Origin of the sequence: Thermomonas carbonis (assembly GCF_014396975.1) — a bacterium.
Classification (GTDB): domain Bacteria; phylum Pseudomonadota; class Gammaproteobacteria; order Xanthomonadales; family Xanthomonadaceae; genus Thermomonas; species Thermomonas carbonis.
In genome coordinates this window covers 1,725,222-1,740,235 of record NZ_CP060719.1, presented here as the reverse complement: position 1 = coordinate 1,740,235, position 15,014 = coordinate 1,725,222, and the positions used below count along the sequence as shown (strand labels likewise).

Below are 15,014 nucleotides of genomic sequence, written 5' to 3'. Positions count from 1 at the left end.
CAGCACGAGGGGTGCGGAATCGTTCAACGCGACCTCCGCAACACCGGCGACGCCGCGGCTTCGCTGCGCGTGCCCACGCCCGGTTCGATGCGCTGGCGCAGGCGGCTGGTGCCGCGCGTGCCGCCATCGGACGGCATCGGCGGCTGCGCGGTCTCCGGGCCCGGGCCGGCTGGTGGCTGGCTGGCCAGGCCGCGCAACTTGGCGACTTGCCGCGCGGCGCGTTCGTATTCCCAGGACACGCGCAGCAGCAGGCCCATCGCCACGCAGGTCATCAGCACACTGGAACCGCCGGAGGAAATCAGCGGCAGGGTCAGGCCCTTGGTCGGCAGCAGGCCCAGGTTGACCCCGATCGAGACGAAGCTCTGCAAGGCCATCCAAAGGGCGATGCCGAAGGCGATGTAGCCGGCGAAGTGGCGCTTCATCTCCACGCACTCCAGGCCCAGCCAGAACGCCCGGCCGGCCAGCAGCACGTACATCGCCACGATCGCGCAGGCACCGGCGAAACCGAGTTCCTCGGCGATCACCGAGAAGATGAAGTCGGTATGCGCTTCCGGCAAATAGGACAGCTTCTGTACCGACGCGCCCAGGCCCACGCCCAGCCATTCGCCGCGGCCGATCGCCATCAACGCGTTGCTGAGCTGGTAACCGGCACCGAGCTGGTCCTGCCATGGATCCATGAACGAGGTGACGCGACGCATGCGGTAGGGCTCGAACACCACCAGCAGCACCAGCGCCGGCACCATCAACAGGATCGGCAAAATGATCCGCTGGATCGGCGCGCCACCCAGCAGCAGCATGCAGATGGTGATGCCGAGCAGCAGCACCGAGGATCCGAAGTCCGGCTGCATCAGCAACAGCACCACCAGCGCACCAACCACCGCGACCGGCTTCAACATCGCCATCCAGGTGATGGCCACGTCCTCGCTGTAACGCTTCAGGTAGCTCGCCAGCCAGACGATGTAGAGAACCTTGACCGCCTCGACGACCTGGAACTTGGAGACGCCCAGGTTGATCCAGCGCCGCGCGCCGTTCACCGTGCTGCCCAGCACCGGAACATAGACCAGCAGCAGCAGGACGAAGCAGCCCAGCAGCAGGAGCTGGCTGTATTGCTCGATCGTCTTCAGTTCGGTGCGCATGGCGATCGCCGCCAGCACCACGCCGACCGCCAGGAACAGCACGTGGCGGGTCAGGAAATACCACGGCCCCACGTCCATGCCGGCACCCGCGACCGCGGCCGAACCGACCATCACCACGCCCGTGCACGCCAGGGCGATCGCCACGCCGAGCAGCCACGGATCGAAGCGCCCGCGGATGTCGTCGACGCGGGTCGCCTGGCGGCGGCCGTCGTTCGACAGGGCATCGAAGGTCGTCGCGCTCATCAGCGGATCTTCAACGTCGCCAGACCGACCAGCACCAGCACCACGCTGATGATCCAGAAGCGCACGATCACCCGTGGTTCCGGCCAGCCCTTCAACTCGAAGTGGTGGTGGATCGGCGCCATCCGGAAGACGCGCTTGCCGGTGAGCTTGAAGCTGGCCACCTGGATCATCACCGACAGCGTTTCGATGACGAAGATGCCGCCCATGATCACCAACACCAGTTCCTGGCGCACGATCACCGCAACGGTACCGAGCACCGCGCCCAGCGCGAGCGCGCCGATGTCGCCCATGAACACCATCGCCGGGTAGGTGTTGAACCACAGGAAGCCCAGGCCCGCGCCGGCGATCGCCGCGCAGATCACCACGAGCTCGCCTGCACCGGGAACCTTGGGAATCCCGAGGTAGGCCGAGAACACGGCGTGGCCGGAGGCGTAGGCGAACACGCCCAGCGCGCAGGCCACCAGCACCGTCGGCATGATCGCCAACCCGTCCAGGCCATCGGTCAGGTTGACCGCATTGGAAAAGCCGACGATCCAGAAGTAGGCGATGCCGACGAAGAAAATCGCGCCGGCGATGCCCGCCAGCGGCAGCGCCACGTTCTTGAAGAACGGGATATACAACGTGGTCGCGGCATCGACATCGGCCGTCATGTACAGGAACAGGCCGGCGGCGAGGCCGAGCACCGACTGCAGCGCGTACTTGGTGCGCGAACGCATGCCGTTGGGATCGCGCTTGACGATCTTGATCCAGTCGTCCCACCAGCCGATCGCGCCGAAGCCGATCATCACCACCAGCACCACCCACACGTACTTGTTGCGCAGGTCCGCCCACAGCAGCACCGAGGCGAGCACGGTGAGCAGGATCAATGCGCCGCCCATGGTCGGCGTACCGGCCTTGGAGAAATGCGATTGCGGACCGTCCTTGCGGATCGGCTGGCCGCCCTTGAGCGTGGCCAGCTTGCGGATCATCGCCGGGCCCCACCACAGCGACAGCGCGAGCGCGGTCAGCGCACCCAGGATCGCGCGGAAGGTCAGGTAGTTGAACAGGCCGAATACGCTTTGCAGCTGTTCCAGCCAGCGGGTCAGTTCAAGCAGCATCGGTCGTTCCCCCGCCATTTTCCGCCGCGTCGCGCTGCAACAGCGCCATGACGATGCGATCCATCGCGCTGCCGCGCGATCCCTTCACCAGCACGCGCACACCCGGCCGCAAGCCGGCCAGCAGCGCATCGACCAGCGCCGCATGCGTCTCGAATTCCAAAGCGCCGTCGCCGAACGCTTGCGCCGCGTGCGCGCTCAATTCGCCCAGCGCGAACAGGCGGGCGATGCCGGCGGCCTTCGCCTGCTGCCCGGCCTGCGCATGCAAGGCGATTTCTTCTGCGCCGAGTTCGCGCATGTCGCCCAGCACCACCCAGGCTTCGTTGCCGCTGCTTGCCAAGGTGTCGAGGGCCGCAGCCAGCGAACCCGGATTCGCGTTGTAGCTGTCGTCGACCAGCACCGCACCGTTGCGCAGCGCGTGCGCGACCAGGCGACCGGCGACCGGCTGCACCGCTTCCAGCCCGGCGCGCACCTGTTCGAGGCTGGCACCCACCGCGAACGCCATCGCCGCCGCGGCCAGCGCATTGCGCACGTTGTGGCGGCCCGGCATCGGCAACCGCACCTCGGCGTCGCCGTGCGGCGAGACCAGGACGAAGCGCGAACCGTCCGCGTCGATGCGGATGTCGCGCGCCTGCACATCGGCGGCCGCATCGATGCCGAAGCGCAGCACCCCGCGGCCCTGAGCGCGCTCGATGAAGGTCGAGGCGAAGCTGTCGTCGGCATTGACCACCGCCACGCCGTCAGCGGGCAGTGCGCCGTAAATCGCGCCCTTGGTTTCGGCAACGCCTTGCATGCTGCCCATCCGTTCCAGGTGTGCAGGCGCGATGTTGTTGACCAATGCGACATCCGGCCTCGCGATCTCGGTCAGGTAGGCGATGTCGCCCGGCTTGCCGGCGCCCATTTCGTACACCGCGAAACGCGCGTCGTCGGGCGCGTCCAGCACCGCCAGCGGAAGGCCGATTTCATTGTTGCGATTGCCCGGGTTGGCGTAGGCGCCACCAAGCTGCTGCAGGATCGACAGCAGCAAGGTCTTCACCGAGGTCTTTCCATTGCTGCCGGTGATCGCCAGCACTTTCGTGCTGCGTTCACGCTGCACCGCCGCGGCGAATGCGCCCAGCGCGAGTTCGGTGTCGGCCACCACCACATGCGGCGTGTCGATGTCGAGTTCGCGCGCGGCCAGCGCGGCCACGCAGCCACCGTCGATGGCGGCCTGCACATGCGCATGGCCGTCGAACCGTTCGCCCTTCAACGCGATGAACAACGCATTGCCGCCCGGCAACGCGCGGGTGTCGGTGGCGATCGCATCCACCATGCGATCGGCACCGACCAGGCGACCGCCGGTGGCCTGCGCGATCCAGGCGAGCGAGCGCGGCGTCACGTGTTCGACTCCTGCGCGCGACGACGCAACAGGTCGCGGGCGACCGCGGTGTCGTCGAACGCGTGGCGGATGCCGGCGATTTCCTGGTAAGGCTCGTGGCCCTTGCCGGCGACCAGGATCACGTCGTCCGCGCCGGCCGTGGCCAGCGCCTGCGCGATGGCATCGGCGCGGTCGCGCTGCACCACCACGCGCGATGCATCGGCGAAGCCTTCGATGATGTCGGCGACGATGACATCGCCATCTTCGTTGCGCGGGTTGTCGTCGGTGACGATGACCGTGTCCGCCAGCCGCTCGGCGATCGACGCCATCTGCGGGCGCTTGCCGCGGTCGCGCTCACCACCGCAGCCGAATACGCAGGCCAGGGTGCCGACGGTGTGCGCACGCAGCGACGCCAGCGCCTGCTCAAGCGCGTCCGGGGTGTGCGCGTAGTCGATCACCACCAGCGGCAGCCCGCCCTCGCCGCCGATGCGGTTCATGCGGCCATCGACCGGCGCCAGCTGCGACAGGGTTTCGGCGACCAGCGCCGGCGCCATGCCCAGCGCGAACAGGGTCGCGGCCACGCCCAGCAGGTTGTCGACGTTGAAGCGGCCGAGCAGCGGCGAACGCACCGAATGCGCCTGGCCGCCTGCATCCAGCAGGAAGCGGATGCCGCTGCCGTCCAGCTGCACATCCTCCGCACGCACGCTGGCACCCGCTGCGCCGCGCGAGGAGAAGCCGACCGCGCGCACCTTGCCGCTGACCGCATCGAACAGTTCGCGACCGAAGGCATCGTCGAGGTTCACCGCGGCAGCGCGCAGCCCCGGCCAGTCGAACAGCCGCGCCTTGGCCGCGCCGTAGCTGGCCATGTCGCCGTGGTAATCCAGATGATCGCGGGTGAGGTTGGTGAACACGCCGACATCGAAGTGGACGCCATCGACGCGACCCTGGTCGAGCGCATGCGAGGACACTTCCATCGCCACCGCCTGCGCGCCTTCGTCGCGCAATTCGGCGAGCAGCGCGTGCATGCGCAGCACCAGCGGCGTGGTGAACCCGGTCGGCACGATCTTCGGCCAGATGCCGGCACCGAGCGTGCCCACCGTGCCCGCCTTCTCGCCACGCAAGGTCCACGCCTGTGCGAGCAACTGCACGGTCGAGGTCTTGCCATTAGTGCCGGTCACGCCGACCGTGGTCATCGCCGCGCTGGGGTGGTCGTGGAAGTGGTCGGCCATCGTGCCCATGCGCGAACGCAGGCCGGCGACCGGGATCGCATCCACCGGCGCGGGCAAGGCCTCGGGCGCGGGCGGCTCGAACAGGATCGCGGCAGCACCGGCCTCGCGCGCGGCATCGACGAAGTTGAGCCCATGCGCGCCGAAGCCGGCGATGGCGACGAAGGCATCGCCCGGGCGAACCTCGCGGCTATCCATCACCAGGCCGGTGACGGCGAGATCGGCGGACAAGCCTTCCAGTTCGGGCAGCAATTCACTGAGCAACATCGCGCGAGTCATTGCAGCGCTCCCGCGACAGGCGCGGTGCCGGCATCGGCGACTGCAGTCACCGGCACGGCATGGCCAACGGCCTTGGCGCGCTTGGCTTCGGCTGCGGCCTGCGCGGCCAGCCAGGCGTCGAGGTTGTCCGGCGACACGTCCATGAGGCGCAACGCGCCTTCCATGACGTTGCGGAACACGGGGCCCGCCACGATGCCGCCGTAGTAGGAACCCTTGGTGGGGTCGTTGATCGCGACCACCATCGCGAAGCGCGGGTTATCCACCGGCACCAGGCCGGCGAAGTAGCCGATGTAACGGCGCGAGTAACCGCCCGCGCTGGCCTTGCGCGAGGTGCCGGTCTTGCCGGCCACGTGGTAGCCCAGGATCGCGGCCTGCGTCGCGGTGCCGCCCGGCTCGGTCACGGTCTGCATCATGTGCAACACCTGGTCCGCAATCGCCGGCGCCAGCACCTGCTGCGACTTGCCCTTCTGGCCCTTCACGAAGCTCGGCTGGTGCAACAGCCCGCCATTGCCCAGCGCCGCGTAGGCGGTGGCGATCTGCAGCGGCGTGGCGTTCAGGCCGTAGCCGTAGCTGATGGTCTGCTTGCTGGTCCCGCTCCAGCGCTGATGGCTGGGAAACAGGCCGGCAGCCTCGCCCGGGAAACCGCTGCCGGTGACATGGCCGTAGCCGAAGCGGCGCAGGAACGCATCGAACTGGGCATCGCCCAGGCGCTTGGCGATCATCGCCGCGCCGACATTCGAGCTCTTGCGGATCACTCCGGTGGTGTCCAGCACGCCGTAATTGTGGGTGTCGTTGGTGCGGTAGCGGCCGTTCGGGATCCAGCCCGGGCTGGTGTTGAACAGCGAGTCCACGCTGATCACGCCGGCTTCCAGACCGGCAGCCACCGTCAGCGGCTTCATCGTCGAGCCCGGCTCCAGCAGGTCGGTGACCGCGCGGTTGCGGTGGGCGTCGCGCGGGCTGGTACCGACTGCGTTCGGATTGAACGTCGGCAGGTTCACCATCGCCAGCACTTCGCCGGTGGCGACATCGAGCACCACCGCCGAGCCACTGCTCGCGCCGGTGATGTTGATCGCATTGCGCAGTTCGCGGTGCGCCAGGTACTGAATGCGGCGGTCGATGCTGAGCGCCAGGTCGCGCCCCGGCTCGGCGGCGCGCACCAGATCCACGCTCTCCACGATCCGACCGCGACGATCGCGGATCACCCGCTTCGCCCCCGGCGTGCCGCGCAGCCAGTCGTCGAAGGCCAGTTCCAGGCCTTCCTGGCCACGGTCGTCGATGTTGGTGAAGCCCAGCACATGGGCCACCGCTTCGCCCTGCGGATAGAAGCGGCGGTATTCGCGCTGGCTGGCCACGCCGGGGATGTTCAGCGCCAGGATGCGCGCCGCCTCGTCCGGGTTGATCCGGCGCTTGAGATAGACGAATTCCTTGCCTGCGCGCTGGCTCAGGCGGCTGGCCAGTTCGTCCTGCGGCATGCCCAGCGCTACCGCCAGCGCCGGCAAGCGGGCCGGCGACTTCAGCAGTTCCTTGGGGTTGCCCCAGATCGATTCCACCGGCGAGGAAATCGCCAGCGGCTCGCCGTTGCGGTCGGTGATCATCCCGCGCGAGGTCGCAATCGGGATCTCGCGAACGAAACGGGCGTCGCCCTGCTGCTGGTAGAAGGCATGGTCGATGACCTGCAGGTCCAGCGCGCGCGCGATCAGCGCCACCGAACACAGGGCCAGCGTGCCGCAGACCATCATCAGCCGGCTGCGCAGGTCGAAACCGTTGCGTTGCGCGCGTGGCCGGCTGCCCGCAGCGGGGCGGGCGCGCTCGCGGCGCTCGCCGTCATGGCGGCCGGGCAATGGCTGTTGCTTGCCGAACAGTTTCATCGGCGCAGCACCACGATGTCTTCGGTGCGCGGGAACACCATGCCCAGGCGCGAACGCGCGACCTGGTCCACGCGGTTGCTCTCCGCCCAGGTCGCCTGCTCCAGCTGCAAGCGGCCGAATTCGATGTTGATCTCGTCGCGCGCCCGCTCCAGCTTGCTGAGCGCCACGAAAGCCTGGCGGTGCTCGTGGCGATCGCGCACGACCAGCAGCGCGGTGGCCACGTTGGCCGCTATCAGCGCGCCCAGCAGCAACTTGCCGTTCATGCCGCCTCTTCCAATCGCTCGGCGACGCGCAGCACGGCGCTGCGCGCGCGCGGGTTGTCGGCCAGCTCGGCTTCGCCGGCTTTCTGCGCGCCATCGATCAGGCGCAGCGAAGGCGTGAATTCGATTTCGATCGGCATGCGCCGGTTCGTCGGCGGTGCCTTGGCGTGGCGGAGCATGAATTGCTTGACGATACGATCTTCCAGCGAATGGAAGCTGATCACCGCCAGCCGACCACCCGGCTTGAGCCGCGCCATCGCCGCATCCAGCCCGACCTCCAGGTCGAGCAGCTCGCGGTTGATGAAGATGCGGATCGCCTGGAAGGTGCGCGTCGCCGGATGCGCCTTCTTGTCGTTGCGCGGCATCAGCCTTGCGATCAATCCCGCAAGCTCGGCCGTGCGGGTGAACGGCTTCGTCGCACGGTCCTGCACGATGGCGCGGGCGATCCGGCGTGACTGCTTTTCCTCGCCCCAGGTCCACAGCACGTCGGCGATCTCTTTTTCGTCGGCGCGCGCCAGCCACTCGGCGGCGCTCTCGCCGGAATCGGGATCCATGCGCATGTCCAGCGGGCCGTCCTTGCCGAACGAGAACCCGCGTTCGGCCACGTCCAGTTGAGGCGAGGACACGCCCAGGTCGAACAACACGCCATCCAGCCCATCCGCAGCCAGCGACCAGCCGGCCAGGTCAGCGAAGCTGCCGCGATGCCAGGACACGCGCGCATCACCGCCCGCCAACTGCGCGGCCACGGCGATCGCCTCGGGGTCCTTGTCCATCACCAGCAGGCGGCCTCCCGGCCCGAGTCGCTGCAACACGCCGCGCGCATGCCCGCCGCGCCCGAACGTGCCATCCAGATAGGTGCCATCCGCCTTCACCGCCAGACCGTCCATCACCTCGGCGAACATCACGGGGAGGTGGGCGGACGCGAGGGCCGCGCCACCCGTACTCACAACACCAGGTCCTGCAAATCGTCGCCCAGGTCGGCATCGCCCAGCGTTTGCCGGATCTGTTCGTGGTGGGCCTGCTCGCTCCACAACTCGAACTTGTCGCCCATGCCCAGCAGGACCGCTTTCTTCTCGATGCCGACCGCGCTGCGCTGGCTCGCCGGCAGGGAAATGCGGCCGCTGCCGTCGGGCTCGGCAAAGGCCGCCGCGCCGACCAGCTTCAACTGCAGCAAGCGGCTGTTCTTGCGGGTGCGCGGCAGGGCGTTGACCTGGTCGCGGACCTTTTCCCAGACCGGCAGCGGATACAGGTACAGGCAGCCCGCTTCGAACGGGTTGTAGGTGACGACCAGGCGGTTGCCGCACTCGCGCGCGACAATCTCCCGGTAGCTGGTCGGAATCGCCAGCCGGCCCTTGTCGTCGATGGTGATGGCGGTCTCGCCCTGGAACATGTCCCTGCCCTGCGTCGCCTCCGTCTAAGGCGGAGTTCATGACAAGAAAACCACAAATTTCCCGGTTTTCCCACGAGTCGCCACAGTAGGCAGGGCCCATGCCCTTGTCAACAACAATCCACAGGCCTTTTCACCTGTGCGTTCAAGGACTTGCAGCACTCTTGAGAGACTTGTTCAAGCTTTATCCACAAGCTACTGTTTCGTCTCAATATTTGAGAATCCGTGACATTCGGCACATCTTCCAGCCCCTGCATTCAGATCCGGAGTGCGCGATGCTGCATCGCAAAAATCACCGTCATTGAGGGCATCACGCCTCTGCCAGAATGCGCGCCATGTGCCTGGTCGCCTTCGCCTGGAAATCCCACCCTCGCTGGCGGCTGGTGCTGGCCGGCAATCGCGATGAATTCCATGGGCGGCCGACCGCACCCTTGGCAATCTGGCCGGACAGCGGGATCCTGGCCGGCCGCGACCTGAAGTCCGGCGGGACGTGGGTGGGGCTGGGCCGCAATGGCCGGGCCGCGGTCATCACCAATGTCCGCGACGGCCTGCCGCCGCCCTTCAACGGACCCTCGCGCGGCGCGCTGCCGGCGGATTTCCTGGGTAGCGCCGCATCCGCCTCGGCCCATGCGGCGGCGCTGGCCGGCGTCGCCAGCGACTACGCCCCGTTCAATCTGGTGCTGGCCGACGCCGAGACCTGCACCTATGTCGGCAACCACCCCGCCAACGGTGCCCGCGAGGTGGCATCCGGTGTGCACGGGCTCTCCAACGGTGCCTTCGACGCGCCATGGCCGAAGACCCGCCGGCTGCGCGCGGCCCTGCAGGCATGGGTCGATGCCGGCCACGACGACCTCGACCCGCTGTGGCGCGCGCTGGCCAACGAGCAGCTCGCCGACGATGCCGGCCTGCCCGACACCGGCGTCGGCCTGGAGCTGGAACGCCGGCTCTCGCCCGCCTTCATCCGCGGCCGCGACTACGGCACCCGCGCCAGCACGCTCACCCTGATCGACCACGATGGCCGAGCCCGCATCCACGAGCGCCGCTTCGGCCCGGAGGGCGTGTTCGAGGGCGAGACCGTGCTGCACGGCGAGCCGCTCTTGTAGCCCGGGTTTCGCGCGCTCTACCCGGGCTACGCGACTCACGTGCGACAATGCACGCGGCGGAGTCGGCCAGACAGTCGCGTCATTGGAAACAATGCCGAGGAAAGTCCGGGCTCCACAGGGCACGGTGCCAGGTAACGCCTGGGCGGCGCAAGCCGACGGAAAGTGCAACAGAAAGATACCGCCTATGTCGGAGCAATCTGGCAGGTAAGGGTGAAATGGTGCGGTAAGAGCGCACCGCGAGCCTGGCAACAGGCCGGTACGGCAAACCCCACCGGGAGCAAGGCCAAATAGGGAGACGATGCCGCGGCCCGCGGTGTCTCCGGGTAGGCTGCTTGAGCGTACGGGTGACCGTGCGCCTAGAGGAATGACTGTCCTAGACAGAACCCGGCTTATCGGCCGGCTCCGCCACCTTCATCGTGCTTGGCACGATGAAGCCCCCAAAGTTTGCTGCGCAAACTTTGGGCCCCAGGCCATCGCTGGCCAAATCCCCGCGCCTGTCGGCGCGCCCCCTTTACTAAAGGGGGCTTTGCGACGGCACTTTTTACTGCGCGCCGTATAGAGATTTGCGGGGCGCGCCGGAAAGCTCCGCGGCCACTTTCGCCGCCGTGGAAGGCGGCAGGTGTTCCTTGAGTTTCGCGTACAGGCGCAGGCCCTCGGCGACCTTGGCATCGGCGTCCTCGCCGGCGCCCTGCACCAGCAGCACGAACTCGCCCTTGCGCTGGTCGGGATCGGCGCGTACGCGTTCGGACAGCTGGGCCAGCGTGCCGTCGAGAACGGTCTCGAACAGCTTGGTCAGTTCGCGCGCCATCACCGCGGGGCGATCGGCGCCGAATGCGGCCACGGCATCGTCCAGCGCTTCCTCGATCCGGTGCGAGGACTCGTAGAAGATCAAGGTGCGCGGCTCACTGACGAGGCTTTGCAGATGTTCGCGGCGGGCTTTCGACTTGGCCGGCAGGAAGCCCTCGAAGATGAACCGGTCGCTCGGCAGTCCCGCCACGCTAAGCGCGGCGACCAGCGCGCTGGCGCCGGGCACCGGGCTGACCGGGACGCCGGCCTCGCGGGCGGCGCGCACCAGCCGGAAGCCGGGATCGCTGACCAACGGGGTGCCGGCATCGGAGACCAGCGCCAGCGAGTCGCCGGCCAGCAAACGGGCGACGATCTTCTGGGCGATGGCGTCCTCGTTGTGCTCGTGCAGGGCGAGCAGCGGCGTCGAGATCCCGAAATGGGCCAGCAACTGGCCACTGCGGCGGGTGTCTTCGGCGCAAATCGCGGCAACCGAGGCCAGCACCTCGCGCCCGCGTGCGCTGAAATCGCCCAGATTGCCGATCGGCGTGGCTACCACGAACAGGGTTCCGGAACGTTGCATCGCCTGCCTTGATCGTGGTCGCGGGTAGAATCCTAGCCGGTTCCCGAACGAGCGCCGACACGTGGCCCTGAAACACACCGCCATCGCCCTCCTGTTGCTGGCCCTCGCCGGCTGCGCCAGCGTGGACGTGCAGCCACCCGTGGTCACGTCCGCCTACAGCGTCGCCTTCAGCGAGGCGCAGGTGCTGGCGCAGGGCCACGCCGCGTTGACGGGGCAAGCCCGCAGCGCCAATGCCGGACGCATCGAGACCCTGCTGGCCGGTCTGGACGATGCCGCGCTGGCCCGCGATGCCGCGCGCCTGCCGGTCGGCGATCCGCTGTATTCCTTCGCCGGCCGCGCCCTGCTCAACCGCGGGCTGCCGCTGCCGCGCCCGTTCGATCGCGGCGATGTCAGCTTCGGTGCCGCCGACCGGCCGCCGGCCGACCGCGACGGCTACCGGCCACCCCTCAAGGTGGGCGTGCTGCTGCCGCTCAGCGGCGGGCAATCGGCCGCGGCGGCCTCGGTGCGCGACGGTTTCCTGGCCGGCTATTACGGCGAGCGCCGGCGTCGGCCGGACGTGCGCTTTTACGACACCGCCGCAGGCGCGAGCGCCGCATACGCGCGCGCCGCCGCCGAGGGCAACGATTTCGTGGTCGGTCCGCTCGCGCGCGACGAGGTCGATGCGGTGTTCGCCGACGAGACCCCGTCGGTGCCGCTGCTCGCGCTCAACCGCGGCAGTCGCACCCCACCGGCCGGCAGCGCGGCTTTTTCGTTGTCTCCGGAGGACGAGGGCATCAGCCTGGCCCAGTACCTGATCCAGCGCGGGGCCAAGCATGTGCTGATCCAGACCGGTGGGGAGGATGCGCAACGACGCACCGCCAGCACCGCCAAGGCGCAACTGGAACGCCGCGGCGTCCAGGTGACCGAGGACATCGCAGCGGCACAGGGCGTCGATACGTTGCTGCTGGCGGTGAAGGGTTCCCAGGCGCGTGCATTGATGCCGCAACTCGCCTTGGCCGGGATCAATGCGGGCACGCGCGTGGCGACCTCGCAGATCGTCTCCGGCACCGGCAAGCCGGCCGAGGACGCGGCGCTGGACGGCATCGTCTATCCGACCGAGGCCTGGGCCGTGCGCAATGTCGACGGCCTGCCCTCGCAGGCCAGTGCAGCGGCCCGCGTGGATACCGCCAAGGGCCCGGCTGCGCGCCTGTTCGCCTTCGGCTACGACGCATGGTTGCTGACCGGCTATCTCGAACGGCTGGCACTGTCGAACAACGGCGACGTGGCCGGCGCGACCGGGCGCTTGAGCCTGGACGGGTTCGGTAACGTGCTGCGCGTCCCCGGCTGGTCGCGGTTCGCCGGCGGCGTGCCGGTGCCGCTGGCCGATGGCGCACGCTGACCGGCGCACCCCGCGCCGCATCCGTGGCGATGCGGTGGAAGCCGCCGTACTCGCCTACCTGCAGGCCCAAGGCATGCACATGCTGTCGCGCAACGCCGCTGCGCGTGGCGGCGAGATCGACCTGGTCATGCTCGACAACAACGGGCGTGACGCCGATGCCGTGGTCTTCGTCGAGGTGCGCTATCGCGCCAGCAACGCGTTCGGTGGTGGCGCGGCCTCGGTCGACGCCGGCAAGCGCCGTCGCCTCATCCGCGCCGCGCAGGTCTTCCTGCAACGACATCCCGAGCACGCCAACGCACCCTGCCGCTTCGACGTGATCGCCGCCAGCGGCGATCCCGCCGCGCCCGCGCTGGAGTGGCTGCAGGACGCCTTCCGCGCCGACGACGTCTGAGCCCGGCCAACCAACGGCATACGCAACCCGGACTACAAAGCCTTACGCTTCGACGTCCTCCTTCGCGACCGCCACCATGCCGCCACGCCTCCTGCTCGGTCTGACGCTTTTGCTCGCTCCGTTCGCCAATGCGCAGGCACCGGATCCGGCAACGAAGGAATATCGCGTGCTGCTGGTCGGCAACAGCCTGATCTACACCAACAACCTGCCCGCGCTGCTGCGCGCCGTGGGCACTTCGCAGAGCGTGGCCATCACCACCGAAACCTACGCAGCGCCGGGCGGCAAGCTTGATGATCGACTGGACGATGGCCATGTTGCCGCAGCCTTGCGGGCGCGCAGATTCGATGCCGTCGTGCTGCAGGAGCAGGGTGGCCACCTCGCCGCCTGCATGGCCAGTGCGCAGGAGCAACGCAAGGCGCCCTGCGCAGCCAGCGTTCAAGCCTATGGAAAATTCGTCGAACAGGCATCGGAACAAGGTGCGAAGGTGCTGCTGTTCGGTACCTGGGGGCCGGACGAACGCTGGCAGGGCAAGCTGAATCGCAGTGTGCGCATGATTGCCAAGCAACATGATGCGTCGGTGTTCGATGCGGCTGGAGCGCTGGACGCGCTGCGCAAGGCCCAGCCGGAGATCAAGCTCTATCCTGACGGCACCCACCCCAGCACCTTGGCTTCCGTGATGCTGGCGCTCGCGTTGTACCGCGATGTCACCGGCAATGTGCCCGTCGCCAAGGATCTGCGCGTCGCTGCGCCGCTGCTGCCGGTCAATGCAGCGGTGTCGCCGGATTCTGCAATGGAATCCCAGCCGGGATTGGCTGGAAACGGAAAGGCGACCTTGATCCCCGCCAACCTGATCGAACCGCTGGTGAAAGCCTTGCCCGAGCCGAAGGGCAAGGACGAAGAGGAAGGAGAAGGTGGCCGCCGCGGTCGCTGAGACCACACGTCGTCAGGCGGGCCGCTGCACCGGCTTGCTCATTCGAAGTGGCGGAATCCCGCCTGCCCTGGCTGCCACGCCACGCCACTCGCATCCAGCGCGGAGACACCATTTCTGCTGACAATGCGGCCGATCCTTGTCACCGGCGCATGCGTGGATGCCGATTCGATCACCGCGCTGCGCAGTTCCACTGGCGCGCTGAAACACAATTCGTAATCGTCGCCGCCGGTCGCCTGCAACCGGCGGATTGCCTCAGCATCGAAGCACGCACGCAACGCCTGCGAAGCAGGCAGCGCATCCACGTCGACCCGCACGCCGACATCGCTGGCCTTGCACACATGGCCCAGGTCGGCGAGCAGGCCATCGGAAATGTCGATGCATGACGTCGCAATGCCGCGCAGCGCCCGTCCCAGCGAAACGCGCGGCGTCGGTCGGTCCAATCGCGCGCGCAATCCCGGATCAATCGCGCCGCCTGCCCGCCACTGCGACAGCGCCGCCGCGGCATCGCCCAGGCTGCCGCTGACCCAGAGGTCATCGCCGACGCATGCGCCGTCGCGGCGCAGCGCCGTGCCCGGCTCGATGAAACCGTGCACGGTCACGCAGATCGACAACGGCCCGCGCGCGGTATCGCCGCCGACCAGGGCGATGTCGTGCTGCTCCGCAAGCGCGAGGAAGCCGTCGAGGAAGCCATCGACAAAGTCGCTGTTCGCATCGGGCAAGGACAACGACAGCGTGCACCACGCCGGCAACGCGCCCATCGCTGCAAGGTCGGACAGGTTCACCGCGAGTGCTTTCCAGCCGATGTCGGCGGGCGCGGTTTCGGGCGGGAAATGCACGCCGCTGTTGAGCGTGTCCATGGCCACGACCAACTGCATGCCGGCAGGCAGCTGCAGCAGTGCGGCATCGTCGCCGATGCCGAGCAACACGTCGCTGCGCGTCGCGATGCGCCGGCGGATGCGTTCGATCAGGTCGAATTCGGCGACTTTGCTGTCCAC

Annotated in this window: 14 protein-coding genes and 1 other RNA gene; 5 read left to right on the top strand and 10 right to left on the bottom strand. The window is 68.2% G+C overall.

The window, feature by feature from the left end; translation table 11 throughout:
* Window positions 1-23: 23 nt before the first annotated feature.
* From ftsW to mraZ, 8 genes are all read right to left on the bottom strand, one after another.
* Complete coding sequence (ftsW, locus tag H9L16_RS07985; RefSeq protein WP_187551188.1) at window positions 24-1,379, bottom strand: putative lipid II flippase FtsW; 1,356 nt, start codon at window positions 1,377-1,379, stop codon at window positions 24-26.
* Window positions 1,379-2,476: a phospho-N-acetylmuramoyl-pentapeptide-transferase gene (gene mraY, locus H9L16_RS07980; RefSeq protein ID WP_187551186.1), complete on the bottom strand. Its 1,098-nt coding sequence runs from the start codon at window positions 2,474-2,476 to the stop codon at window positions 1,379-1,381. The genes ftsW and mraY overlap by 1 nt, the downstream gene beginning before the upstream one ends.
* Window positions 2,466-3,851 (bottom strand): UDP-N-acetylmuramoyl-tripeptide--D-alanyl-D-alanine ligase, encoded by a 1,386-nt coding sequence (locus H9L16_RS07975; RefSeq protein WP_229796618.1) that lies wholly within the window; start codon window positions 3,849-3,851, stop codon window positions 2,466-2,468. Before H9L16_RS07975 ends, mraY begins: the two co-directional genes overlap by 11 nt.
* Window positions 3,848-5,335: a UDP-N-acetylmuramoyl-L-alanyl-D-glutamate--2,6-diaminopimelate ligase gene (locus H9L16_RS07970; protein WP_187551185.1), complete on the bottom strand. Its 1,488-nt coding sequence runs from the start codon at window positions 5,333-5,335 to the stop codon at window positions 3,848-3,850. Before H9L16_RS07970 ends, H9L16_RS07975 begins: the two co-directional genes overlap by 4 nt.
* Entirely contained in the window at window positions 5,332-7,074 is a 1,743-nt protein-coding gene (locus tag H9L16_RS07965; protein ID WP_308427073.1) for a peptidoglycan D,D-transpeptidase FtsI family protein, read from the bottom strand. The genes H9L16_RS07970 and H9L16_RS07965 overlap by 4 nt, the downstream gene beginning before the upstream one ends.
* Before the next feature lie 125 nt (window positions 7,075-7,199).
* Window positions 7,200-7,466: a cell division protein FtsL gene (gene ftsL / locus H9L16_RS07960; RefSeq protein WP_187551181.1), complete on the bottom strand. Its 267-nt coding sequence runs from the start codon at window positions 7,464-7,466 to the stop codon at window positions 7,200-7,202.
* Window positions 7,463-8,410 carry a 16S rRNA (cytosine(1402)-N(4))-methyltransferase RsmH gene (rsmH, locus tag H9L16_RS07955; protein WP_229796619.1) on the bottom strand — a complete coding sequence of 316 codons (948 nt, stop codon included), beginning with the start codon at window positions 8,408-8,410 and terminating at the stop codon, window positions 7,463-7,465. Before rsmH ends, ftsL begins: the two co-directional genes overlap by 4 nt.
* Window positions 8,407-8,853, bottom strand: a complete 447-nt coding sequence (gene mraZ / locus H9L16_RS07950) for a division/cell wall cluster transcriptional repressor MraZ (protein WP_187551180.1) — start codon at window positions 8,851-8,853, stop codon at window positions 8,407-8,409. The genes rsmH and mraZ overlap by 4 nt, the downstream gene beginning before the upstream one ends.
* Before the next feature lie 332 nt (window positions 8,854-9,185).
* Between mraZ and H9L16_RS07945 the strand changes: the two genes are divergently transcribed.
* Window positions 9,186-9,953, top strand: a complete 768-nt coding sequence (locus H9L16_RS07945; RefSeq protein ID WP_187551178.1) for an NRDE family protein — start codon at window positions 9,186-9,188, stop codon at window positions 9,951-9,953.
* A gap of 58 nt (window positions 9,954-10,011) precedes the next feature.
* Window positions 10,012-10,361, top strand: an RNA gene (rnpB, locus tag H9L16_RS07940) — RNase P RNA component class A.
* Between the two features lie 133 nt (window positions 10,362-10,494).
* On the opposite strand, the gene rsmI is transcribed toward rnpB, so the two are convergent.
* On the bottom strand, window positions 10,495-11,319 hold the full coding sequence (gene rsmI, locus H9L16_RS07935) for a 16S rRNA (cytidine(1402)-2'-O)-methyltransferase (protein ID WP_187551176.1): 825 nt from the start codon (window positions 11,317-11,319) through the stop codon (window positions 10,495-10,497).
* A gap of 61 nt (window positions 11,320-11,380) precedes the next feature.
* On the opposite strand from rsmI, the gene H9L16_RS07930 reads away from it, so the two are divergent.
* The 3 genes from H9L16_RS07930 to H9L16_RS07920 all read left to right on the top strand — a co-directional run bounded on the left by H9L16_RS07930 (window position 11,381) and on the right by H9L16_RS07920 (window position 14,019).
* Window positions 11,381-12,697: a penicillin-binding protein activator gene (locus H9L16_RS07930; protein ID WP_187553966.1), complete on the top strand. Its 1,317-nt coding sequence runs from the start codon at window positions 11,381-11,383 to the stop codon at window positions 12,695-12,697.
* Window positions 12,684-13,088, top strand: coding sequence for a YraN family protein (locus tag H9L16_RS07925; RefSeq protein WP_187553965.1), 405 nt, complete (start codon window positions 12,684-12,686; stop codon window positions 13,086-13,088). The genes H9L16_RS07930 and H9L16_RS07925 overlap by 14 nt, the downstream gene beginning before the upstream one ends.
* Before the next feature lie 76 nt (window positions 13,089-13,164).
* Window positions 13,165-14,019, top strand: a complete 855-nt coding sequence (locus H9L16_RS07920; RefSeq protein WP_187553964.1) for an SGNH/GDSL hydrolase family protein — start codon at window positions 13,165-13,167, stop codon at window positions 14,017-14,019.
* 38 nt (window positions 14,020-14,057) lie between these two features.
* Here the strand turns inward: H9L16_RS07920 and thiL are convergent, their stop codons facing one another.
* Window positions 14,058-15,014 carry a thiamine-phosphate kinase gene (gene thiL / locus H9L16_RS07915; RefSeq protein WP_187553963.1) on the bottom strand — a complete coding sequence of 319 codons (957 nt, stop codon included), beginning with the start codon at window positions 15,012-15,014 and terminating at the stop codon, window positions 14,058-14,060.